This window comes from Bacillus sp. T17B1 (assembly GCF_026796395.1).
GTDB classification, from domain to species: Bacteria; Bacillota; Bacilli; order Bacillales; family Bacillaceae; genus Bacillus; species Bacillus spizizenii_A.
Genome location: NZ_JALAYA010000019.1, coordinates 35293 through 57272 on the forward strand (window position 1 = coordinate 35293; position 21980 = coordinate 57272).

Here is a 21980-nt window from a genome sequence, read left to right on the forward strand (position 1 = left end):
AAATATAGACAGATTGTCTAAGGAGTGAAATCATGTCACAAAAACTGATGAAAAGCGTTTTGATTGTGATTTTGGGAGTTTTTATTCTTTCAACTGTACTCTCAGGAATCGTCATGTTTTTATAACGATAAAAAAGCAGGCGGCCTTACTGAATGGGAACATCCTGCTTTTTTATCAGAGCTCTATGCTCAATGGCAATCTCCTCAAAAGATCGGGTGTCGTTTGTAATCAGCACTCTTGTTCCCACCGGAATTTTTTGAAACAAATGAACGACCTCACCGTTATGCATACGAATACAGCCGTTAGACACAAATTTTCCTATTGAGTCTTCCCGGTTAGTCCCATGAATTCCGTAAATCCGCCCGTCTGTTCCTTTCGCGTCAAATCCGATCCATCTTGCCCCAAGCGGATTGTCAGGAGATCCCCCTTCAATATTTTTCTTTCTGTAGTAAGGATTCACTGCTTTTACCGTTACCGAAAATTCCCCTTCTGGCGTCAGCTCGTCTGTTTTTCCGGTCGCCACGCTGTACACGCCATCTACTTTATTATCGAGGATGACAGCAAGTTCGTTTGTTCTCTTGTTGACAATGACATACGGATCGCCCGGCAGCGGGTTTTCGCCGAGCGGCCAAATCGGTGAAATCATCATCATAAAAATTAAACATAAGAAAAAACGCATAAGCTCCTCCTTTTTCATTAGGTTGACCAATGAAGGAAGAGCTCATGCGAATCAGCCGAGTGATTTTTGCGATTTTATCCCTTTAAAATAACTTTTAATCACTAAATATTGTTCCATTTCACCGAGAAGATGGAAAAGAGCGGCTCTTGCTTCAAATTCCTCTCTTGTCGCCGGGAGCGGCATCTCCTCGAATTCTTTTCTCATATCAGCAAGTCTTTTCAGAAATTTGTACGCTGTATTTCCCGGGTGGATCGCTTCCCGCAAATCGTGGATAAATTCAGCGATTATTTTTCCCTGATCCACCGTAATGGAGATAGAAGTCACTTTAGGAAGAAGGCGTTCAATAATTTCAAATTGCTTTTCTCTCATTTTAAAATAATGATAATGCTGATTTTCGTAGCGCAAAATGTGGTTTTGCACATCCCGGTATGCCAGGTTTTTCGCCTCCGTAATGAGCTGGTGTGTTTCCGGAATTTCTTTTCCAGTCCAATCTTGCTCACCAGTTAACAAATACCGCTCTATTTCCGCGAAAATGACAGCAAAGTTATCCTCTATCTTTTTACGATAGGCAATCAGTTTCCGGTCAAGGCTCGGCATATACAAGTTCATCAAAAGAGCGACACCAATACCAACCGTAATCAACTGAACTTCATTCCAAATGAAAGCAAGCGTAATGCCGCCGGACATGTATAAATGAAGGATAATAACTGAACTGGTGACAATTCCCTCGTTAATTTTTAAGAGGACAGTTATCGGGATGAATATCAAGAGAAGCGCTCCGATAACAAACGGGTGATAGCCAATCAGCTCAAAAAAGAGAAACGAAAAAAGAATTGCCAGACAGCATGCCGCAAAGCGGGCCCACGATGCCTGAAGCGACCGTTTTTGTGTGATTTGAATGCACAAAATGGTGATGATTCCTGCTGAGGCGAAGTTTTGCAAATGCAAAAGCTGGCTTATATAAATAGCCAAAGCTGTTCCAAGCGCGGTCTTTATTGTGCGGTAACCAATTTTAAACATGTCGGACTCCATTTCTATTTGTTTCTTCAATAAAAAAGAAGAAGCAATCAGCCTTCTTCTTTTTTCTATATTCTATAATATTTTCTCTAAAAAGTCCTGCGCTCTTTTGGATTTTGGCGAAAGAAAAAATTCTTTCGGATTGCCGTCCTCGACAATCATTCCTTGATCCATAAATAACACACGGTCAGCCACTTCTTTTGCGAAACCCATTTCATGCGTGACAATCACCATAGTCATACCGGTTACGACCAATTCTTTCATCACCTGGAGCACTTCTTTGACCATCTCCGGGTCAAGTGCAGAGGTCGGTTCGTCAAACAGCATGATTTCCGGATTCATTGCAAGAGCCCGAGCGATGGCGACACGCTGCTTTTGTCCGCCAGACAAGCGGTTTGGATAGTCATTTCTCTTTTCAAACAAACCGACTTTGCGGAGCAGTTCTTCGGCTTTTTCCTGTGCAGCCTGTTTTGATTCTTTTTTGACATTGACAGGCGCGTACATGATATTTTCGAGAACCGTTTTGTGCGGAAAGAGATGAAAATGCTGAAAAACCATCCCGATGTTTTCCCGGACCTTTAAAGTATTGGTTTTCGCCTTCGTGATCTCCTTGTCTTTGATGGTAATGGTTCCGCCGTTAGGCTTCTCCAACAGGTTTAAACAGCGAAGGAACGTTGATTTGCCTGAGCCTGAAGGACCGATTACGGCAACAACTTCACCTTCTGCGATTGTTGTTGAAATGTTTTTTAATACTTCGTGTTTCCCAAATGATTTTGACAGCTTTTCAATCTTAATCATTGGATTTCAGCTTCCTTTCTACAGCCTTGCCGATAAACGCTAAAATCAGGACAAGCACATAATAAATCAATCCGGCGATAATGAGCGGCTCAAGGTAATTATAAGTGGCGGCGCCTGATTGATAAGCGCGTCTCATGACATCACCTAGCCCGATGACGGTGACGATCGCCGATTCTTTTGTTAACGTAATTAATTCATTTACAATTGCAGGTGATATATTTTTAAAGGCCTGCGGCAACAGCAGATCCTTCATCATTTTTCCGTACGGGACACCAAGTGCGACAGCCGCCTCTTTTTGCCCTTTATCAATGGCGTTGATCCCGGCTCTGATAATTTCCGAAACATAAGCTGCGGAATTTAATGACAATGCGACAACCGCCGCCCAAAACTGGTCAATTTGAAAGCCGAGCAGCTGCGGAAGCCCGAAATAGACAATCATAAGCTGCAGCACTAAAGGCGTACCGCGGAACACTGATGTATAAAAATCAGCGATCCAGATCAGCGGGCGGAACGTGCTGATCTTGCATAAGCTTAGCACAATACCGAGAATAAGTCCGATAATGGCTGATACGATAACAATTTTTAAAGTAATTGCCAAGCCTTCTAATATAAAAGGAATTTGGGGGATCGTTGCTGAAAAATCCAAATTCATAGTTTTTGTCTCCTTTTCTTACGGAAAAAAGATTTCCTATTCAATAAAAAGGCTCAACGAAAAAGTTGAGCCGCTTTTTTACTTCTCGCCAGTGAACCATTTCTTCTTCAATTTCTCGAGCTCTCCGTTATCTTCCATTTCTTTGAGGGCTTTATTGAATTTGTCTGTCAGTTCACTGTCCTTTCTGAAAGCAATCGCTGAACCGGCTTCCTCCGCTTTCGCATCAGGAATTACGAAGCCTTGCAAGTCGTCATTTGATTTGAAATACCCTTCTGCTACCATGTCTTCGATAATCGCGGCATCAAAGCGGTCAGATTTGATTTCCTGCACTAAATCAGAAATTCTGTTGCGGTCTTCTGTTTGAAAACCATATTCCGGAGAAAGCTCTTTCCCCTTCTCTTCCTGAATAGAGCCAAGCTGAACGCCGACTGTTTTTCCTTTCAGGTCTTTCAGAGATGTAATGCCGCTGTCTTTTTTGCTGACAATCATATGGTTCGCTGTGTAGTACACATCGGAAAAATCAACTTGTTTTTTACGCTCAGGCGTCGGTGTCATTCCTGACAGAACCAGATCCACCTGTTTTGATTTCAGCGCTGTAATTAAGCTGTTGAAGTCCATATCCTGCACTTCAATTTCATAGCCAGTCTTCTTCGCCAGCGCTTTTGCCAACTCTACATCAAAGCCGACAATATCATCGCCTTCTTTATATTCAAACGGTTTGTAATCCGCCGAAGTACCCATAATTAATTTTTTCTTTCCGCTTTCTGAACCAGAACTGCTTGAGCCGCAAGCAGATAATGCAAAGGTGATGCATGCAGCTACAAGTAATAAGAGCCATTTCTTCATGATCCATTTCCCCCATATTCATTACTTTTAGTGTATTTGAATATTTATTCGTTAATTTGTATTTTAAACAGTTTCTTATTTTTATGCAATACTATTTTCAAAAATTTCTTCAAGCTTATTTTTTCCAACGGTTTCTTTTTGATATTACTAGATAAAAATAGATTCGTTGCATAATCCAATTGAATAATCTCTTAATATTTATTCATATCTCTTTGGGGTTTTATGCATAAAAAAACCCGGATCTGCTTAGGCACCCGGGTTTTTCGTCTTATACTTCTTCACAATATTCTTCAAAGGCTTCTTGCAGCTTTGCCACTACTGCCATCGGCTCATGTCCTTCAATTTCATGGCGCTCTACCATTTTCATGATTTTTCCGTCTTTCAAAATCGCAAAGGACGGAGAAGATGGCGGATATCCTTCAAAATAGTCACGCGCTCGCGCTGTCGCTTCTTTATCCTGTCCGGCAAAGACGGTAACGAGCTGATCAGGTCTTTTATCATAGTGAACGGAATGGTAGGCAGCCGGTCTTGCAATTCCTCCGGCACATCCGCAAACAGAGTTTACCATGACTAACGTCGTTCCTTTTTTCGTAAGTGCCTCATCCACCTCTTCAGCGGTTTTCAGCTCAGTGTATCCGGCAGCAGTAATTTCTTGTCTCGCTTGGCGGACAATATCATTCATAAATAAATTAAAATCCATGTTCAATGAAGACCTCTCCTTTTTTATCATCTGTTCTTATGATAGCAAGGAAACGTCCATATCGGCAAATAACATTGCTTAGCCGTACACTTTTTTGGTCTCCGTTTACAGCTTACAGGAATAGGGGATTATATAACCAGATGTAAAATAAAGGAGCAGTTTTGTATGAGCCATCGGAAAGCGTTACTAATTCATAACGGAAATGCCGGCAACAAAAATATAGAAAAAGCATTAGGGGCTGTGGTACCGGTATTATCACAAGCTTTAGATGAGGTGACCGTTAAAGAGACAAAGAAAAAAGACGATGCGTATTATTTTTGCCAATCCATTGATGATTCTGTCGACACCGTCTTTATTCTAGGCGGCGACGGCACAGTCCATCAATGCATTAATGCCATCAGCGCTTTAGAAAGAAAGCCTGCGGTCGGGATTTTGCCCGGCGGAACGTGCAATGACTTTTCAAGAGTGCTGGGCATCCCTCAAAATCTCGCAAAAGCGGCGGAAGCACTTGTGTCAGGAAAAAAAACTAGCGTAGATGTATGTCAGATGAACGAGCGTTATTTTTTAAATTTCTGGGGGATCGGTCTGATTACAGAAACGTCGAATCAGATCAACGAAACCTCAAAAGCATTATTGGGAAAAATTAGCTATTATACAAGTGCACTCCGAACAGTCTCATCTGCCGGATCATTTCCGATGACATTAAAAATTGATGGAAAAGAAATTAAAGAAGAAGCCGTTATGCTGCTTGTTATGAACGGACAATACATTGGAACGAACCGAATTCCCCTGCCGGATGCCAGTATAGATGACGGCTTACTCGATATCCTCATTTGCCGCAGCACCAATCTCTCCGCATTGCGGGAGCTGATGAGCATGGAACAGGGCACAATTGATCGGTTTACCGGAGAGCTTTCCTATATCCAGGCCTCTCGAGTCGAAATTGAAACGGACACTGTCAAAAAGGTTGATACAGATGGAGAAATCTATACTCATACGCCTGCGGTGATTCAAGTCCTGCCGCGGCACATTGATATGCTAGTCCCGTAAAGATTTTGTAAATCCGTTGACTCTCCACTAAGAGGAGGCCTTAGAGTATAAGGGATACACTTTTGAAAAAGGGGAAGTTACATGGAGAAACAAAATATCACCTTAACAATATTACTAACCAATTTATTTATTGCGTTTTTGGGGATCGGACTTGTGATCCCAGTAACACCTACCATTATGAATGAACTGCATTTATCAGGCACTGCGGTTGGCTATATGGTCGCCTGCTTCGCTGTTACACAGCTCATTATTTCACCAATAGGCGGAAGGTGGGTTGACCGCTTCGGACGTAAAATTATGATCGTGATCGGCCTGTTTTTCTTTAGTGTTTCGGAGTTTTTATTCGGTATGGGACAAACAGTTGAGGTTTTATTTATCTCCCGTATGCTTGGCGGTGTCAGCGCTGCCTTTATTATGCCTGGGGTCACGGCTTTTATCGCGGATATCACGACCATTAAAACACGGCCAAAAGCGCTAGGTTATATGTCAGCTGCTATTTCAACGGGCTTTATTATCGGGCCTGGCATCGGGGGATTTTTAGCGGAAATCTATTCTCGTTTGCCTTTTTTCTTTGCGGCAGCCTTTGCTTTGCTGGCAGCCATTTTATCAATATTCACGCTGCGCGAGCCGGAACGAAATCCTGAAAATCAGGACAGGAAAGGACAAAAAACAGGGTTCAAACGGATTTTTGCACCCATGTATTTCATTGCTTTTCTCATTATCTTGATTTCGTCTTTTGGTTTAGCGTCATTTGAATCTTTATTTGCGTTATTCGTTGACCATAAATTCGGATTTTCAGCCAGCGATATTGCTATTATGATTACAGGAGGAGCGATTGTCGGCGCTATTACGCAAGTCCTCTTATTCGACCGCTTTACAAGGTGGTTTGGCGAAATCCGTTTAATTCGGTATAGCTTAATTCTCTCGACGAGTCTGGTATTCATTATGACAGCCGTGAATTCTTATGTTGCGATTCTGCTGGTTACAGTCACCGTATTTGTCGGATTTGATCTCATGCGGCCTGCGGTGACGACCTATCTGTCAAAGATTGCTGGGAATGAACAGGGGTTCGCCGGTGGCATGAATTCGATGTTTACAAGTATCGGAAATGTGTTCGGGCCTATTATCGGCGGAATGCTGTTCGATATCGATGTAAACTACCCATTCTACTTTGCAACGGTGACTTTAGCCATAGGCATTGCGCTGACTATTGCTTGGAAAGCGCCTGCACATCTAAAAGCCAGCACATAATAAAAAGCGTATTCTTTGTGTACTGCAAAGAATGCGCTTCTTCATTATACTGATCATAGAAGGAGTGGTGGCATGAAAGAATCGTATTACTCAATTGGAGAAGTTTCAAAGCTGGCAAATGTGTCGATTAAAGCGCTCCGTTATTACGATAAAATTGATTTATTTAAACCCGCCTACGTCAACCCGGATACCAACTACCGCTATTATACAGATTCTCAGCTCTATCATCTTGATTTGATTAAATCATTGAAATATATTGGCACACCTTTAGAAGAGATGAAAAAGGCACAGGAATTAGAGATGGAGGAACTGTTTGCTTTTTATACAGAGCAGGAAAAGCAAATCAGGGAGAAATTAGATTTTTTATCAACATTAGAGCAGTCCATTTCCTTGGTGAAAAAGCGGATGAAGCGGCAGATGGAATACCCTGCGCTCGGCGAGGTGTTTGTTTTGGATGAAGAAGAAACACGCATCATTCAGACAGAGGCAGAGGGAATTGGGCCTGAAAACGTGCTCAACGCCTCCTACAGCAAATTAAAAAAATTTATCGAATCAGCAGATGGATTTACAAATAATAGCTACGGTGCAACTTTCTCGTTTCAGCCGTACACCAGCATTGATGAAATGACTTACCGTCATATCTTTACGCCTGTATTGACGAATAAACAAATTTCTGCCATTACACCGGATATGGAAATCACAACGATTCCTAAGGGCAGATATGTTTGTATCGCGTATCATTTTTTACCTGAGCATTATTTTCTCAACTTACAGAAGCTTATCAAGTATATCGCAGACCATCAATTAACAGTTGCCAGTGATGTTTACGAGTTAATTATACCGGTACATTACTCACCCAAAAAACAAGAAGAATATCGGGTCGAAATGAAAATCCGAATCGCTGAATAATGCTGTATAGAAAAAGAGCATTTTTTGAAGTTACATTTCAAAAAACGCTCTTTTTGCTTATTAGTAAACAGATGTTTTCTCGTCAATCGATTCTAAAATTTGCTTCACACGCCCGAGGAATCGTCCGCACACAAGGCCGTCAAGCACTCTGTGATCCAAGGACAGGCACAGATTGACCATGTCTCTGACAGCAATCATGCCATGATCCATGACAACCGGGCGTTTGACAATGGATTCCACTTGAAGAATCGCAGCCTGAGGGTAGTTGATGATGCCCATAGATTGAACTGAACCGAACGAACCTGTGTTGTTTACGGTAAACGTTCCCCCCTGCATATCATCTGCTGAGAGTTTTCCGTCTCTTACTTTTTTGGCAAGGTCAGTAATTTCTCTTGCAATGCCTTTAATTGTTTTTTCATCAGCATTTTTAATCACCGGAACAAATAAAGAATCCTCTGTCGCAACCGCGATTGAAATATTGATATCCTTTTTCTGAATGATTTTATCGCCCGCCCACATGCTATTCATTTGCGGAAATTCTTTTAACGCCTGAGCGACCGCTTTGACGAAAAAGGCGAAGAACGTTAAATTAAAGCCTTCTGTCTTCTTAAAAGAATCTTTTATACTGTTGCGGTATGCTACCATATTTGTGACGTCGACTTCCATCATCGTCCAAGCATGCGGAATTTCTGTTTTACTTCGTTTCATATTGGAAGCAATTGCTTTTCTTACGCCTGTAACAGGGATTTCTATATCTCCGGCTGTAGACACAGGATAGGAAGTCTCTTCCTTCTTCGGCTCTGTTTTTGCTGAAGACGCAGGTTCAGGAGCTGCTGTTTTCGGCTCCTCAGGTTGTTCTTGCACGCCGCCTGTTTCAATGATGCGCTGAATATCTTTTCGCGTAATACGCCCGCCGGCACCTGTTCCTGTCACTTGATCAAGATCAATTCCGTGCTCTCCGGCCAAACGAAGTACAGCTGGCGAGTAGCGCTTTTTATTGGGCTGACTGGCTTCTTCGGCGCGGCTTTCTGCAGCAGGTGTCTCCGCTGCTGCTGACGACTCCGGCTGCTCTTGCTTTTGTTCACCCGGGTTGGCGCCTTCTGTTTCGATTTTGCAAATGATTTCCCCGACTTGCAGGGTCTGGCCTTCTTCACCCACAAGCTCTGTTATCGTACCTGTAAAAGAAGACGGAACCTCTGCATTCACCTTATCTGTCATAACTTCCGCGATCGGATCGTATTTGTTCACTTTATCACCGGGGGCAACAAGCCATTTGCTGATCGTCCCCTCTGTCACGCTTTCTCCAAGCTGCGGCATCGTCATTTGTTCAATTGCCATGATTGTAACCTCCTTACGTCTTTAAAACTCCGCTAATTCTCTCATCGCCGCTTCCACTTTATCAGGGTTGACCATAAAGTATTTTTCCATTGTCGGCGCATAAGGCATAGCCGGAATATCAGGACCTGCAAGCCGTTTGATCGGCGCGTCTAAGTCGAACAGACAATGCTCGGATATAATCGCGGCCACCTCACTCATGATGCTGCCTTCTTTTGTATCTTCTGTGACCAAAAGAACCTTGCCGGTTTTGGATGCGGCTTCGATGATCGCTTCTTTATCGAGCGGATAAACCGTTCTTAAATCCACCACATGCACTGAAATGCCATCTTTTTCGAGACGTTCTGCAGCCTGTAACGCGAAGTGGACGCAGAGGCCGTATGTGATCACTGTAATATCGTCGCCTTCCCGTTTTACATCAGCCTTGCCGATTGGCAGGACATAATCATCTGCCGGAACCTCTCCTTTTATCAGGCGGTATGCACGTTTGTGCTCAAAAAACAGCACCGGATCTTCATCACGAACTGCGGCTTTTAAGAGGCCTTTCGCGTCATATGGCGTTGAAGGCATCACTATCTTCAGTCCGGGCTGATTGGCGAAAATCGCTTCGACTGACTGAGAATGATAAAGGGCCCCGTGTACACCTCCGCCGTATGGCGCTCTGACGACAATCGGACAGCTCCAATCATTGTTACTGCGGTAACGGATTTTAGCCGCTTCAGAAATAATTTGGTTGATTGCCGGCATAATAAAATCAGCAAACTGCATTTCAGCAATTGGTCTCATCCCGTACATAGCCGCTCCGATGCCGACTCCAGCAATCGCAGATTCAGCAAGCGGCGTATCCATAACACGCTCTTCCCCGAATTGTTCGTAGAGGCCGGCTGTCGCTTTAAACACACCGCCTTTTCTTCCTACATCTTCTCCAAGGACGAAGACGCGAGAATCTCGTTCCATTTCTTCTTTCATCGCCAAATTGATCGCATCAATATATGACATTACTGACATTTGTTCTTCCTCCCTACTTCGCATACACATAATCAAGCGCTGACTCAGGAGCTGCATAAGGGGCGTTCTCCGCTTCATCCGTCGCTTCATTTACGATTGCCATAATCTCATCCAGCATGGTTTGTTCTGTCTCATCGGATAGCAGGCCTGTTTCCTTTAAGTAAGCTTGATAAGTAAGCAGGGGATCACTTTTTTTCGCTTCCTCTACTTCTTCACGGCCTCTGTAGCTGCTATCATCATCATCACTGGAATGCGGTGTAAGGCGGTAAGAAATTGTTTCAATTAATGTAGGGCCCTCTCCTCTGCGCGCGCGTTCACGTGCTTCTTTGACCGCTTGATAAACTTCCAGCGGATCATTTCCATTCACGGTTACACCAGGCATTCCATAGCCGACGGCACGGTCGGAAATGTTCTCACATGCGACTTGCTTATCGTAAGGCACTGAGATTGCGTATTTGTTGTTTTCACACATGAAAATCACCGGCAGCTTATGGACAGCGGCAAAGTTTGCACCTTCATGGAAATCGCCTTGGTTTGAAGAACCTTCACCAAAAGTAACAAAGGCTGCGATATCCTTTTTCTCCATACGTCCCGCCAGCGCAATGCCGACTGCGTGCGGAACTTGCGTTGTTACTGGAGACGATCCTGTCACGATGCGGTTTTTCTTTTGTCCGAAATGTCCCGGCATCTGACGGCCGCCTGAGTTTGGATCTGCAGCTTTGGCAAACCCGGACATCATTAAATCCTTTGCTGTCATGCCAAATGCCAGTACGACACCCATGTCTCTGTAGTACGGCAGTACATAATCCATTTCACGGTCAAGGGCAAAAGCCGCTCCTACCTGCGCTGCTTCCTGTCCTTGACAAGAGATCACGAACGGGATTTTGCCAGAGCGGTTTAACAGCCACATTCTTTCATCAATTTTTCTTGCTAACAGCATGGTTCTATACATATCAACGGCTTCCTGATCAGTCAGCCCTAGTGCTTGATGTCGGTTTGTACTCATTCAAGCCCCTCCTTTTTGCTTTTAAAAATGAATGGCTTTGCCGGCTGCGGCAAGCGCTGCTTCCCCAATTGCTTCTGAAAGCGTCGGGTGCGGATGAATCGTTTGACCGACCTCCCACGGCGTCGCGTCCAGTACTTTTGCAAGTCCTGCTTCTGAAATCATGTCGGTAACATGAGGTCCGATCATATGCACGCCTAGGATATCATCCGTGTTACGATCCGCCACGATTTTTACGAATCCGTCGCTTTCACCGTATACAAGCGCTTTTCCAATTGCCATAAATGGAAACTTGCCGACCTTGACATTGTGCCCATTTGCCTTTGCTTCATCTTCTGTTAAGCCGACACTGGCAGCCTCAGGGCTCGAGTAGATGCACTTCGGTACAAGCGTTGGATCTAGCGTATGCGGATTGAGACCCGCAAAATGCTCAACGGCAATGATTCCTTCATGCGATGCAACGTGAGCTAACTGAAGGCCACCGATTACGTCTCCGATTGCATAAATATGAGATTCCTTCGTTTGGCAGCTTTCATTGACTGAAATGACGCCTTTTTCAGTGATAATATCGGTGTTTTCTATGCCGAAGCCTTCGATATTTGCCTGTCTGCCGATGGAAACTAGCATTTTTTCAGCAGAGTAAGTAACGGTTTCTCCGTCTTTTTCCGCTTGAATGCTGATGTCGTCTGACGTTTTTGTCATTGTGTCAGGCAGCACTTTTGCCCCTGTAACGAACTGAATGCCTTTTTTCTTAAGAAGACTTTCCATTTCTTTTGAAATTTCTTGATCCTCAGTCGGCAATATGCGGTCCGCGTATTCGATAACCGTTACCTTCACGCCAAAATCATGAAGCATAGACGCCCATTCGATACCGATAACGCCTCCGCCGACGATGATAATCGATTTTGGCAGCTCCTCCATTTGGAGAGCCTCATCCGAAGTCAATACATGCTTTCCGTCCGCTTCAAGGCCAGGAAGCATTCTCGGTCTTGATCCTGTTGCAATGATGACTTGTTTCGGGATCAGCATGTCATTTTCTTCGCCATTTCCCCGTTCAACAGAAATCGTTCCCGGCAGCGGGGAGAAGATTGACGGCCCGAGTATACGGCCATATCCGTCGTACACGTCGATTTTTCCTTTTTTCATTAAATGATTCACACCGGCTGCAAGCTTATCAACAACAGCTTGCTTCCGCTGCTGTACTTTTTCAAAGTTGAGGGATACGCCAGCCGTTTCGACTCCGAATTGATCGGCCTCACGAGCTGTCCGGTATACCTCCGCGCTTCTAAGCAGCGCTTTACTCGGGATACAGCCTTTATGTAGACATGTTCCCCCGAGCTTTTCCTTTTCAACAACGGCTGTTTTTAATCCGAGCTGAGCGGCTCTGATGGCCGCAACATAACCGCCGGTACCGCCGCCCAGAATGACTACGTCATACTCAGTTGCCATGGTGACTCACTCCTAGTCTGTCTATTTAATACGATATTGTTTGGATTGCTCTTCGCCCAGCAATACCCTGAGCGCCCCTTGGGCCAGAGACTGCAGTTCATTTTCTCCCGGATAAACTAAAACATCTGAAATCCAATCTATGTATGATCTGATACTGGAAACAAAGCTTTTGCCATATGCAAGGCCTCCCGTCAGCACAATCGCTTCCACTTCGCCTTTTAATGCGGCGCTGGCTGCCCCGATTTCCTTTGCTACCTGATACGCCATGGCGTCAAAAATGAAACGGGCTTTTTCATCGCCCCCCTGAATCATCTGTTCCACTTTTACTGCATCATTCGTACCGAGATAGCCGAAAAGCCCGCCGGTGCCCACCAGTTTTTTCATGAGTTCTTCTTTTGTATACTGTCCTGAAAAACATAAATCCACAAGATCTCCCGCAGGAACTGTTCCTGCACGTTCAGGACTGAACGGCCCCTCTCCGTGAAGGCCGTTATTGACATCTACCACTCGCCCGTGGTCATGGACGCCAATTGTAATCCCGCCACCCATATGGGTAACAATCATTTTCATGTTCTCATATCGTTTGCCAAGAGAGGCTGCCGCTTTACGGGCGACAGCTTTTTGGTTTAACGCATGGAAAATACTTTTCCGTTCAATTTCGGGCATACCAGAAACTTTTGCGAGAACTGACATTTCGTCTACGACAACAGGATCGACGATATACGAAGGGATATTCAGGCCGTCAGCGATTTCTCGCGCGATAATACCGCCTAAATTAGAAGCATGCTGGCCGGCATAGCCGCCTTTCAAGTCTTCAATCATGTCATCATTCACTTCGTAAGTTCCGCCTTCAATCGGCCGGAGAAGGCCTCCTCTAGCGCATACTGCATCAAACTTTGAGATATTGATACCCTGTTCATGTAGCGTTTCGAGAATATGATTTTTGCGAAATTCATACTGATCAATAATATGGTTAAATCGCTGCAGCTCTTCTATGTTGTGTCTCAATGTTTTTTCAAAAATGCTTCGTTCGTTATGAAAAACACCGATTTTCGTTGAAGTTGAGCCTGGATTAATTGTGAGAATGCGTTTTTCATCATGTAGCACTTTCATAACCTCCAGATCAATTTCTTAACGTCTGTTTAACACACTGTGGCCGTTTTGCAAAAACTGGCTTCTTGAGCGGCGCATGCGTTCAATCCGTTCCTCTGCCAAGCGGTCAGCTGCTAAATATGTTGGAATGCCGTCACGCTGAGAAATCTCAAGTACACGCTCAATATTCCCGTAAATGCCTTCAACTTTTTTCAATGCACGTTCTGCATTATAGCCGTAAAGCTCATCTGCCACGTTGATTACCCCGCCTGCGTTAATGACATAATCCGGTGCGTAAACGATGCCCATTTCGTGAATTTGATCGCCATGGCGCGTTTCTTTTAATTGGTTATTAGCCGCACCCGCGATGACTTTCGCCTTCAGCTGTTTAATGGTGTCGTCGTTGATTGTCGCACCAAGGGCGCACGGCGCATAAATATCGCAGTCTTGTGAATAAATCTCTTCCGGATCAACCGCACGGGCGCCAAAATCTTCAACTGCGCGCTGTACTGACTGTTTATTGATATCCGTAACGATTAAGTTTGCCCCTTCTTCATGGAGGTGGCGGCATAGGTTGTAGGCCACGTTCCCTACACCCTGTACAGCGATTGTTTTCCCTTCAAGAGAGTCGGATCCGAAAGCAGCTTTAGCGGCTGCCTTCATTCCTCTGTACACCCCGTACGCTGTAACTGGAGATGGATTTCCAGAAGAGCCGAAAGCAGGAGAAATTCCTGTGACATAGTCTGTTTCATCATGAATGATATCCATATCCTCAACCGTTGTGCCCACATCTTCAGCTGTAATGTATCTGCCGTTCAGCCCTTGGATATAGCGGCCGAACGCGCGGAACATTTCCTCATTTTTGTCCTTGCGCGGATCGCCGATAATTACTGTTTTTCCGCCGCCAAGGTTTAAGCCTGCCGCTGCATTTTTATAGGTCATGCCTCTTGCCAGTCTGAGGGCATCTTCAATTGCCGCTTCTTCATTTTCATATGTCCACATTCTCGTTCCGCCAAGCGCCGGGCCAAGCGTTGTATCATGAATTGCGATAATCGCTTTTAAGCCTGATTGTTCATCTTGGCAGAATACCAATTGTTCGTAATCGTATTTCTCCATATATTTAAAAAGTTCCATGTTCGTTCCTCCTAATGTGCGTATTCTTCAGATGCGCATATCGCGAGCGCAATGGAATACAGTTTATTTTCAGCAGAGTCCGCTCTGCTCGTTAAGGCAATCGGCGCTTTAGCTCCTGTAATGACAGCCGCTACGCTGGCCTTTGCAAAATAGATTAGTGATTTATATAAAATATTGCCGGCCTCAATTGTCGGGACGAGAAGGATATCAGCGCTGCCCGCTACATTTCCCGAAATCTTTTTCTGGGCTGCAGCAATTTGGGATACTGCGTTATCTAAAGCAAGCGGTCCATCAACAATGCAGCCTTTGATCTGGCCTCTTTTATACATTTGAGCAAGAGCAGCTGCATTCACTGTCGCTTCCATTTTCGGGTTCACCGTTTCGACCGCTGCCAGAGCAGCTGCTTTCGGCATATTGTTCCCTACTGCATGAGCCACACGAACGGCGTTTTGCAAAATCTGCCGAAGCTCTTCCAGCGAGGGGGCAATATTCATAGCCGAATCTGTCACAAACATCAATCTGTCAAAGTCCGGTATATCAAACACAGCCACGTGGGAAAGGACACTGGTTGACCGAAGCCCCTCCTGTCTGTTCAACACCGCTTTAAGCAAAATAGAAGTTGGCACATTCCCTTTCATTAAAACGTCCGCTGTTTTGTGATGTACGGCATGGACTGCTAATTTTGCCGATTCCTCAGGCGAATCGGCATGAACAATTTCCACATGATGCCCTTGCATAGATGATGTCAGATCGTTTAGTTTCTTGCTGTCGCCCACTAACAAAAAACGGGCGGATAGGTGCTCGGCAGCCAGCTTTACAGACCGGATCACTTCCTCATCCTCAGCATGTGCAACCGCAATGGTCTTGTTTTTGTACATCGACGCTTTCCCGATCAAATCTTTCAGCTTCATCTGTTACCACCTTTCTTGTTTCGACTCCGCCTTTTATTATGCAAGTTCCATGCCACTCCTCGCCATGCTGTCAAAACGTGATATATTGAAAAATCAGTGCAGATGTTTGCGTTCATTCTGCAAATTATTGCATGCCTTCATTTGCAAGGCCGTATTTATCCATTTTGTAATATAAATTCCGAATGCTGACACCGAGGGCTTTCGCTGTTTTTGTTCGGTTAAAATGATGCTTTTCGAGCGTTTGCTGGATTAAATGCGCTTCAAATTTTTCTACTGCGACAGACAGCTTTTCGCCTTCAATATCCGGAAAATCAAACCCTGCACCCTGTTCTGTGTCACTTTCTTGATGTTCAAGTTCGAAAACAGGCAGGTGTTCTTTTTCAATCCATTCCATATGCGGATTCAGAAAAATCATGGCTCGTCCAAGGACATTTTCCAACTCGCGGACATTCCCAGGCCAATGGTACGCAGATAAGGCACGCAAGGCTTGCTGCGAGAGTCCCTTTACATTCCTGCCGTAATCCCGGTTGATCTTTTGGATAAGCCTGACGCTAAGTGCTTCAATGTCTTCCAGCCGCTGTCGCAAAGGCGGTATAGAAATCGGATAGCGGTTAATCCGGTAATACAAATCTTCGCGGAATGCTCCATCCGCCATCGCCTTTTCGATATTTACATTTGTCGCCGCGATCACTCTGACATTGACAGGAATCGCTTTTGTGCCGCCTACTCTTACGATTTCCTTCTCTTGAAGGACGCGGAGCAATTTCGCCTGCATATTTTGTGTCAGCTCGCCGATTTCATCTAAGAAAATGCTGCCGTTATTGGCTTCTTCGAATAAGCCCTTTTTACCTCCGCGCTTTGCTCCTGAAAACGCACCATCCTCATAGCCGAACAATTCTGATTCGAGCAGGTTTTCAGAAAGGGCTGCACAATTCACGCGAATAAATTTATTGTATTTCCGGTCGCTTTCGTTATGGATGGCATGGGCGAACAGTTCTTTTCCTGTTCCCGATTCCCCGCGCAGCAAAATCGTTGCCGGCGTTTTCGCCCCGAGCTTTGCCTGTTCAAGCGCAACCAGCATTTGCTCGCTTTTGCCGATAATGTCGTCAAACGTGTATTTTGCTTCCAGCGTCCGAATGATTTGCCTGGCGCGGTTGAGCTCGGCTGTCAGCATTTTAATTTCGGAGACATCGTGAATCACACCGACGCTGCCTTTCAAAATCCCGTCTACAATGACCGGCGCTACATTGACGATGACCTCTTTTTCATTCGGGCCGACCTTCATTCTGACACCGCGGACAGGCCGTCTTGTTTCAAGCACCTTTAAATGCATGCTTTCGCCTTCAGAGATATCAGTGTTTGCAGGCTTGCCGATGACTTCTTTTTCAGAAAGCCCCGTCATTTTCGTATACGCTTTATTGATCAAGAGTCCGATGCCGTTTTCATCAACGACAGAAATTGCCTCATCAGAGGATTGAATGATCGCCTCCAGCATCGTGCGCACCTGTTTGAGATTCGTCACTTCCTCCGCCAGCTCAACAGCATCCGTTATATCCTTGAATACACAGAGCGCTCCGAGCAAACGGCCGCCTTCATCAATAATCGGCAGCCTGGTCGTCACGATCTGATTCTCACCTAAAAGCTGCTTCTGGTTGTATTCAGGCACTCTTGTTTTTAATATCCGCGGCATCTTCGTGCTCGGAATGACTTCTTTGATCGGGCGCCCGATGACTTCCTCTCGTTTTTTCCCGACCATTTTTTCGGCCATATGGTTAAAGAGAATGATTTCTTCATTGATATCAATAAAAATCATCCCGTCATGGGTAGAATTAAAAATTCGGTCGTGTTTGTATGTTTGCTCTTTCAGCATTTGAATCAGGTGTTGCTTTTCTTCCATCAGCTGAAAAACGATGTACGCCATTTTCCCTGGCATAACAATAGTCTCTTCATGCTTTTCCTGAAGGAGTTCGTCAAATACGGCTTGATTGCCGGTGGTATGAATGACGATATCCGGTTTATGTTGTATGTAAGGTTTCCAGTCAGATGAAACGGCAATCCCATACTGTTCTGCTTCTATCAATCCCGGCGCTTCGGGGTCTTTGTCAACCACGGCAATGATCTCTATGATGGCTGTTTTGATCAGAATGTGTAATAACGCCGTTCCCCTTTTGCCGGCACCTACAATCAGTACCTTTTGCATCCCGCTCCCCCTTTGTATGAAAAAATTTGCACGCCTATTTATTCCGTTGCAATAATTTGCACAACCCTATGTTACCACGTTTTCTTCTCTTGACAAAATATTTTTTCAGCTGGACAATAAAGGAAATGAAAAGATAAAGGAGTTTTCTGAGGATGAGCCGACTTCTTGCGCTTTTGATATTAGTCATCCCCGGCGCCATCTCCGCTTTAGGCATTAAACTGATGAGGGATACGCTTTTCGGCCATACGATAAAGCCATTCGGAGCTCTTTGGCTCCAAGGTTTGTCAGGTTTTATCTTTTTTGTGTTCGGCCTTTATGTGCTGGCTGGGTTCATTTTATTCAGAGACAGAAAACGCAATCAAGTCAGCCCGCGATTCAGAAAATGATAGCTGCAAAAAAGCCGGAGAACACTCCGGCTTTTTTAGTTGAAACTATTCGTCAGGCAAAACAGTCTTGGCAATTGTTTTATCTAACGCTTCATAGTCATAATAAGAAATCGTCTTGTACAATTCTTTTCGTGTCTGCATATCTTGAAGCCCTTCTTTTTGTGAGCCGTGCTCCTTTATCAAACCAAACATCCGCTCATAAGCTTTTGCCGCCGCTCGAAGCGATGTGACAGGATAAATCACCATGCGAAACCCCATATCTTCGAATTCATCGGCGCAATAATACGGCGTTTTCCCAAATTCGGTCATATTCGCAAGAAGCGGAACGGAGCTGTTCTCAGCAAACTGGCGGAATTCGTTCTCCGCCTGAAGCGCTTCTGGAAATATCGCGTCCGCTCCAGCCTCAATGTAAGCCTCTGACCGTTTCATTGCGGCATCAAGCCCTTCCTGCGCCCTGGCATCAGTACGGGCAACAACGACAAGGGAGGGCGCTGCTTGTTTGATCGCTTTTATTTTTTGCGCCATTTCCTTTATCGGAACAAGCTGTTTGCCATTTAAATGTCCGCATTTTTTCGGAAGTTGCTGGTCTTCAATTTGAACGGCGGCTACTCTGGCTTCAAGCATCTCGCGGGCAGTTCGGGCGGCATTTAACACACCGCCAAACCCCGTATCGATATCAACAAGCAGAGGCAGGTCAGCTGCACGCACAAGATCTTTGGCCCGATCAGCCACTTCTGTCGACGTGATGATCCCTAAATCAGGAAGCCCCCTGCTGGCTGTATATGCCGCACCAGACAAATAAATCGCAGAAAAGCCGGCTTCCTTTGCAAGCAAGGCAGCCATCCCGTCATGGGCGCCGGGAATTTGCAGAATGTCCGGCGCTGACATCAGCTTGCGGAAACGCCCGGCAAGCTCCTCTTGTGACGATTGTTTATTGACGATCCACGACATGACGCAAGTCCTCCTTCTATTACATGCAGAACATATCTACGAATTCATTTACACGCATCGTTTGTAATGTCTCATAGCTGGTACAGCGCTCATAAATATGTTTGTGCTGTTTATCAGCATAATGGGTTTTGAGATTGTCAGAAAACTTTTCCAGCAGTTTCGGCACTGCCTCGTCTCTTCGAAAACGATGGCCAAGCGGAAATTCACATTCCACCATTTCCGTGCTCGTTCCGTCTTTAAAATGAACCTGAACGGCATTTGAAATGGAACGTTTGTCGGGTTTCAGGTAATCCTCCGTATATGTTTTATTTTCAGTCACTTCCATTTTATCACGAAGTTTATCTATTCTCGGGTCACTCGCTGTCTCAGCTTCATAATGTTGCGCGGTAATATCACCAAAAAGCAAACCGATTGCTGTAATGTATTGGAGGCAGTGATCACGATCAGCGGAATTGTGAAGCGGGCCTTTTTTATCAATAATCCGGATAGCGGATTCGTGCGTTCTGATGACAACACGGTCAATCTCATCAACCCGGCCCTTTACCTGCGGATGAAGAATGACGGCGCACTCCGCCGCTGTCTGAGCATGAAATTCCGCAGGATAAGACACTTTAAATAACACATTTTCCATGACATAAGCGTCAAGCGGACGTGCGAGTTTGATCTCTTGTTTATTGAATAAAACGTCTTGAAACCCCCACTCCGGTGCGCTCAAAGCTGTTGGATAACCCATTTCCCCTTTTAACGCCATCAATGCCAAATGAACACCTCTGCTCGTTGCGTCTCCTGCCGCCCATGATTTGCGCGAGCCGGTATTCGGTGAATGCCGGTATGTCCTCAAGGCAGCATTGTCAATCCATGCATTCGAAAGTGCATTTTTGATTTCTTCTCTTCCGCCGCCCAAAAGCTTTGCTGCAACAGCAGTTGTCGCAACTTTGACAAACAGCACATGATCAAGGCCAACTCGGTTTAGACTGTTTTCTAACGCAAGCACGCCTTGAATTTCGTGTGCTTTGATCATCATTTCAAGTACGTCGCGTACCATTAAAGGATCTTTTCCTTCAGACAGCCTCACTCTCGATACATAATCAGCAGTGGCAAGGATTCCTCCCAGATTATCAGATGGATGCCCCCACTCCGCGGCCAGCCACGTGTCGTTGTAATCAAGCCACCGGATCATACACCCGATATTAAACGCCGCTCTCACCGGATCGAGAACATAGGATGTACCCGGCACTTTGCTTCCATTCGGGACAATCGTTTCGGGAACAATCGGGCCGAGCAGCTTTGTGCATTCAGGATACCGAAGCGCCAAAATCCCGCAGCCAAGCGTATCCAGCAACACATGCCCTGCTGTTGTATAGGCCTCGGAACTTGTAATCTCTTTATCAAGCACATAGTCTGTAATTTCTTCAATAACATGATCCGTTTTCAGCATGCTACCAGTTCCTTTCATGATTTATGATTCGGCCTGATAACGCGGGCCCTTATAGCTGACACGGGGGCGGAAGAGACGGTTATTGGAATGCTGTTCGATAACATGGGCGCATAAACCGGACGTTCTTGCGCTGAAAAAGACAGGTGTATACAAAGGAATCGGTATGCCGAGCATCCAATACACCGGGGCAGCGTAGTAATCCAAATTCGGGTAAAGTCCTTTTTCCTTCTCCATCAGCTGCTCTCCCGCATCACACATCTCGTATAAACGATGGTCACCGGCTTTATCGCATAATTGTTGCAGCGCCTCTTTCATCATGAGTGCTCTCGGATCCATTTTTTTCATATACACCCGGTGGCCGAATCCCATAACCTTTTCTTTTCTTTTCAGTTTTATTTGAAGTAGCTGCTCAAAATCGGATGTTGTTTTCGCCTCTAAAAGCATATACATCACAGCTTCGTTTGCTCCTCCGTGAAGATTCCCTTTCAGTGAGGCGACAGCTCCTGTCAAAGCACCATAAAGATCCGAATGTGTAGAAGCAATGACCCTTGCCGCAAAGGTTGAATTGGGCATCTCATGCTCACTGTACAGGACGAGAGAGCGGTCAAAAATCCGTTCTTCCAGTGAGGAAGGCAATTTCCCTGTCATCATGTATAAAAAGTTTGCACTGTAGGATAGGGTTTGAAGCGGAGAAATCGGCTCTTTCTTATTGATGATCCTATAGCTGGCAGCAGTGAGGGCGGTCATTTTCTCGAGAAGCTGATAGGCGCGTTCTTTGTTTGCAGAAGGAGACCGATCATCTATTTGCCGATCATAGCCGGCAAGTGCCGACAGGCCGGTACGCAGGCTATCCATCGGATGAGTATGCTCAGGGAGCAGCTCAAGCAGACGGAGATGATCAGCAGGCAGGCTTGATGCACTGTTTATGTTTCTTTCCAGCGCTTCCATTTCACTTTCTTCCGGCAGCCTGCCCTCCAGCAGTAAATGAACAATCTCCAAATAGCTTTTTGTTTTAGAAAGATCTATTAAATCATAGCCTCTTATCAAAATCTGGCTGGACTGGGTGTCAAGATAAGAAATATGAGTTTCTGCCGCGATCACACCGTCCAAACCCGGAGAATAATGCTGTTTCTCCTCCATATCCTCAACCTCCGTTTTGCGTTTTTTGTCT

The 21980-nt window shown here is 45.2% G+C and carries 22 protein-coding genes; 5 read left to right on the forward strand and 17 right to left on the reverse strand.

Annotated features, from left to right (window positions below; genetic code table 11):
- The first annotated feature begins 32 nt into the window (after nt 1–32).
- Nucleotides 33–125 (forward strand): stressosome-associated protein Prli42, encoded by a 93-nt coding sequence (gene prli42 / locus MOF34_RS09830; protein ID WP_003226489.1) that lies wholly within the window; start codon nt 33–35, stop codon nt 123–125.
- A gap of 20 nt (nt 126–145) precedes the next feature.
- On the opposite strand, the gene MOF34_RS09835 is transcribed toward prli42, so the two are convergent.
- The 6 genes from MOF34_RS09835 to brxB all read right to left on the reverse strand — a co-directional run bounded on the left by MOF34_RS09835 (nt 146) and on the right by brxB (nt 4698).
- A complete protein-coding gene (locus MOF34_RS09835) occupies nt 146–679 on the reverse strand; it encodes a L,D-transpeptidase (RefSeq protein ID WP_268400037.1) in 534 nt (177 codons plus the stop codon).
- A 51-nt stretch (nt 680–730) separates the two neighbouring features.
- Nucleotides 731–1699: an aromatic acid exporter family protein gene (locus MOF34_RS09840; protein ID WP_019714894.1), complete on the reverse strand. Its 969-nt coding sequence runs from the start codon at nt 1697–1699 to the stop codon at nt 731–733.
- 72 nt (nt 1700–1771) lie between these two features.
- Complete coding sequence (gene artR, locus MOF34_RS09845) at nt 1772–2494, reverse strand: arginine ABC transporter ATP-binding protein ArtR (RefSeq protein WP_019714895.1); 723 nt, start codon at nt 2492–2494, stop codon at nt 1772–1774.
- Nucleotides 2487–3146: an arginine ABC transporter permease ArtQ gene (gene artQ / locus MOF34_RS09850; RefSeq protein WP_268400038.1), complete on the reverse strand. Its 660-nt coding sequence runs from the start codon at nt 3144–3146 to the stop codon at nt 2487–2489. The genes artR and artQ overlap by 8 nt, the downstream gene beginning before the upstream one ends.
- A gap of 78 nt (nt 3147–3224) precedes the next feature.
- Nucleotides 3225–3992, reverse strand: a complete 768-nt coding sequence (gene artP / locus MOF34_RS09855; protein ID WP_019714896.1) for an arginine ABC transporter substrate-binding protein ArtP — start codon at nt 3990–3992, stop codon at nt 3225–3227.
- A 268-nt stretch (nt 3993–4260) separates the two neighbouring features.
- Complete coding sequence (brxB, locus tag MOF34_RS09860; protein WP_003226477.1) at nt 4261–4698, reverse strand: bacilliredoxin BrxB; 438 nt, start codon at nt 4696–4698, stop codon at nt 4261–4263.
- Between the two features lie 159 nt (nt 4699–4857).
- Here brxB and MOF34_RS09865 point away from each other — a divergent pair, with 159 nt between their 5' ends.
- The 3 genes from MOF34_RS09865 (at nt 4858) to bmrR (ending at nt 7902) form a co-directional block, all read left to right on the forward strand.
- The gene (locus tag MOF34_RS09865; RefSeq protein ID WP_268400039.1) at nt 4858–5742 is read left to right on the forward strand and encodes a YegS/Rv2252/BmrU family lipid kinase; all 885 of its coding nucleotides are present in this window, start codon (nt 4858–4860) and stop codon (nt 5740–5742) included.
- Between the two features lie 81 nt (nt 5743–5823).
- Nucleotides 5824–6993 carry a multidrug efflux MFS transporter Bmr gene (gene bmr / locus MOF34_RS09870; protein ID WP_268400040.1) on the forward strand — a complete coding sequence of 390 codons (1170 nt, stop codon included), beginning with the start codon at nt 5824–5826 and terminating at the stop codon, nt 6991–6993.
- A 72-nt stretch (nt 6994–7065) separates the two neighbouring features.
- Complete coding sequence (gene bmrR / locus MOF34_RS09875; protein ID WP_268400041.1) at nt 7066–7902, forward strand: multidrug efflux transcriptional regulator BmrR; 837 nt, start codon at nt 7066–7068, stop codon at nt 7900–7902.
- Nucleotides 7903–7962: 60 nt separating this feature from the next.
- Here bmrR and MOF34_RS09880 read toward each other — a convergent pair whose 3' ends face one another.
- The 8 genes from MOF34_RS09880 to MOF34_RS09915 form a co-directional block, all read right to left on the reverse strand.
- The gene (locus MOF34_RS09880; protein ID WP_268400042.1) at nt 7963–9240 is read right to left on the reverse strand and encodes a dihydrolipoamide acetyltransferase family protein; all 1278 of its coding nucleotides are present in this window, start codon (nt 9238–9240) and stop codon (nt 7963–7965) included.
- A 21-nt stretch (nt 9241–9261) separates the two neighbouring features.
- The gene (gene bfmBAB, locus MOF34_RS09885) at nt 9262–10245 is read right to left on the reverse strand and encodes a 3-methyl-2-oxobutanoate dehydrogenase subunit beta (RefSeq protein ID WP_019714901.1); all 984 of its coding nucleotides are present in this window, start codon (nt 10243–10245) and stop codon (nt 9262–9264) included.
- A 13-nt stretch (nt 10246–10258) separates the two neighbouring features.
- Nucleotides 10259–11251, reverse strand: a complete 993-nt coding sequence (bfmBAA, locus tag MOF34_RS09890; protein ID WP_019714902.1) for a 3-methyl-2-oxobutanoate dehydrogenase subunit alpha — start codon at nt 11249–11251, stop codon at nt 10259–10261.
- A 21-nt stretch (nt 11252–11272) separates the two neighbouring features.
- Complete coding sequence (gene lpdA, locus MOF34_RS09895) at nt 11273–12697, reverse strand: dihydrolipoyl dehydrogenase (protein ID WP_268400043.1); 1425 nt, start codon at nt 12695–12697, stop codon at nt 11273–11275.
- 21 nt (nt 12698–12718) lie between these two features.
- Nucleotides 12719–13810, reverse strand: coding sequence for a butyrate kinase (gene buk / locus MOF34_RS09900; protein WP_268400044.1), 1092 nt, complete (start codon nt 13808–13810; stop codon nt 12719–12721).
- 18 nt (nt 13811–13828) lie between these two features.
- The gene (gene bcd, locus MOF34_RS09905) at nt 13829–14923 is read right to left on the reverse strand and encodes a branched-chain amino acid dehydrogenase (RefSeq protein ID WP_019714905.1); all 1095 of its coding nucleotides are present in this window, start codon (nt 14921–14923) and stop codon (nt 13829–13831) included.
- Between the two features lie 11 nt (nt 14924–14934).
- Nucleotides 14935–15834 (reverse strand): phosphate butyryltransferase, encoded by a 900-nt coding sequence (gene yqiS / locus MOF34_RS09910; protein ID WP_268400045.1) that lies wholly within the window; start codon nt 15832–15834, stop codon nt 14935–14937.
- Between the two features lie 124 nt (nt 15835–15958).
- Nucleotides 15959–18034 (reverse strand): sigma-54 interaction domain-containing protein, encoded by a 2076-nt coding sequence (locus MOF34_RS09915; protein ID WP_268400046.1) that lies wholly within the window; start codon nt 18032–18034, stop codon nt 15959–15961.
- A gap of 152 nt (nt 18035–18186) precedes the next feature.
- On the opposite strand from MOF34_RS09915, the gene MOF34_RS09920 reads away from it, so the two are divergent.
- Nucleotides 18187–18420: a DUF2627 domain-containing protein gene (locus tag MOF34_RS09920; RefSeq protein WP_268400047.1), complete on the forward strand. Its 234-nt coding sequence runs from the start codon at nt 18187–18189 to the stop codon at nt 18418–18420.
- 45 nt (nt 18421–18465) lie between these two features.
- On the opposite strand, the gene prpB is transcribed toward MOF34_RS09920, so the two are convergent.
- From prpB to mmgD, 3 genes are read right to left on the reverse strand one after another with little or no spacing between them, the layout of a single operon-like run.
- A complete protein-coding gene (gene prpB / locus MOF34_RS09925; RefSeq protein ID WP_268400048.1) occupies nt 18466–19371 on the reverse strand; it encodes a methylisocitrate lyase in 906 nt (301 codons plus the stop codon).
- Between the two features lie 19 nt (nt 19372–19390).
- Complete coding sequence (locus MOF34_RS09930) at nt 19391–20809, reverse strand: bifunctional 2-methylcitrate dehydratase/aconitate hydratase (RefSeq protein ID WP_268400049.1); 1419 nt, start codon at nt 20807–20809, stop codon at nt 19391–19393.
- A 21-nt stretch (nt 20810–20830) separates the two neighbouring features.
- Nucleotides 20831–21949: a citrate synthase gene (gene mmgD, locus MOF34_RS09935; RefSeq protein WP_268400050.1), complete on the reverse strand. Its 1119-nt coding sequence runs from the start codon at nt 21947–21949 to the stop codon at nt 20831–20833.
- Nucleotides 21950–21980 lie beyond the last annotated feature (31 nt).